This window comes from Micromonospora sp. NPDC049580, from assembly GCF_040675595.1.
In the GTDB taxonomy this organism is placed as follows: domain Bacteria; phylum Actinomycetota; class Actinomycetes; order Mycobacteriales; family Micromonosporaceae; genus Micromonospora.
Window position 1 is genome coordinate 1 of the sequence record NZ_JBFAPG010000757.1, and the last position, 1865, is coordinate 1865.

2 protein-coding genes are annotated in these 1865 nt (G+C 75.5%); both read right to left on the reverse strand.

The features are described 5' to 3' along the window. On the reverse strand, positions 1 to 1609 hold a 1609-nt coding region (gene cobA / locus AB0J68_RS31785), incomplete at its 3' end, for a uroporphyrinogen-III C-methyltransferase (protein WP_363942535.1). After that, positions 1606 to 1865, reverse strand: a 260-nt coding sequence (locus tag AB0J68_RS31790) for a precorrin-8X methylmutase (protein WP_363942537.1), incomplete at its 5' end; no start/stop codon positions are given. The genes AB0J68_RS31790 and cobA, both read right to left, overlap by 4 nt.

Here is a 1865-nt window from a genome sequence, read left to right on the forward strand (position 1 = left end):
CCGCGAGAGCGACCACCGGGCCGAGCACGAAGACGGCCGGCGGGCCGATGCCCTCGCGGGCGGCGACCGCGCCGATCTCGTCCAGTCGGGCCGGCACGGACCGCTGGCCGGGCAGACCGGCGTCCTGCACGGCCAGCACCGGAGTCTCCGGAGCCCGACCGTGCTCGACCAGCACGGCCGCGATCTTCGCGATGGTGTCCACGGCCATCAGCAGCACGACGGTGCCCCGGGCGCGGGCCAGCGCCGCCCAGTCGACAAGCGAGTCGGGGTGCCCGGGCGGCAGATGCCCGGAGACCACGGTGACCTCGTGCGCCACACCCCGGTGCGTGACCGGCACGCCGGCGAGGGCCGGCGCGGCGAGGGCACTGCTGACCCCCGGGACCACCGTCACCGGTACGCCGGCCGCCGCGCAGGCCTGCACCTCCTCGTGGCCGCGTCCGAAGACGTACGGGTCGCCGCCCTTGAGCCGCACCACCCGGCGACCGGCCTTGGCGTGCGACACCAGGGCCGCGTTGATCGCGTCCTGGGCCATCGACGGGCCACGGGGCACCTTCGCGGCGTCGATGACCAGCACGTCGGGGCGCAGCCCGGCGAGCAGCCCCTGCGGGGCGAGCCGGTCGACCACCACGACGTCCGCGGCGTCGAGCAGCGCCCTGCCGCGTACCGTGATCAGGTCGTCGGGCCCCGGCCCGCCGCCGACCACGGCGACCGAACCGTGATCGTGGTGGTGGTCCTGCCCGTGGTGGTGATGGTGATGGCCGACCGGGTCGTCGGGGTGGTCGTGCGGGCGTTGCGGGCGACCCACCTTGTCCGCGAAGCCGGGCATCAACACCCGGTACACGCAGGTGTCGCAGTTCATCCGAATGTCCCCGCCCAGCGCCTCGGCGTGGCGTTCGAGCACCAGATCCGCGAGGGCGTCACAGTCGCCGATCACCTCGGCGACCCGGACGTCCAGGTCGGGGTGCGCGGCGGCGAACTCCGCCGACTGGGCGACGATCCGGTCGGGCAGCACCCCGGCGAACAGGAAGTACGGCGCCACGACGATCCGCCGCGCGCCGAGCCGGCGCAACCGGTCCAGCACCTCCGGCACCGACGGCTGCGCCAGGGAGATGAAGCCCGCCTCGACGCCCGCGTAGCCGCGTCCCTCCCAGAGCAGCCGGGCGACCTTGGCGACCTCGGCGTTGGCGTCCGGGTCGGTGGACCCCCGCCCGATCAACGCCACCCACGTGCCGGCCCGGTCGGCACCCGCCAACGCGGCGTCGATGCGCTCTTCGAGGGCCGTGTGCAGCAGCGGGTGGGGGCCGAGCGGACGTCCGTAGCGGTACGTCAGCCCGGGGTGCCGCTCCTGCTCGCGGCCCATGGCGGCGGGGATGTCGCCCTTGCCGTGCCCGGCGCCGGTGAGCACCAGCGGCAACGCGACGAGGGCCCGGTGCCCGCGTGCGACGAGCGCGCCGACCGCGTCGGTCAGCGGCGGGCGGGACAGCTCGATGAAGCCGCCCTCGACGTCCGCGACGTCACCGCGACGGCGGACCCGCTCGACGAGCGCGGCGAACTGGTCGACCCCGGCAGCGCTGCGCGTGCCGTGCCCGACGATGACCAGACCGGTCATGACTTCTCCTCGGTGTAGAGCAGGGCGTTGAGGGCGGCGGCGGCGACCGCCGAGCCACCCTTCTCGCCCACGTTGGACACCCCGGGCAGGCCGCTGGCCCGCAGCGCCGCCTTCGACTCGGCGGCGCCCACGAAGCCGACCGGCAGGCCGACGACCAGCGCGGGCGCGGCGTTGAGGGTGAGCAGTTCGACGAGCGCGGTGGGCGCGCAACCGACCACCCACACCGCGCCGGGGCCGACCCGGTCCAGCGCGATCC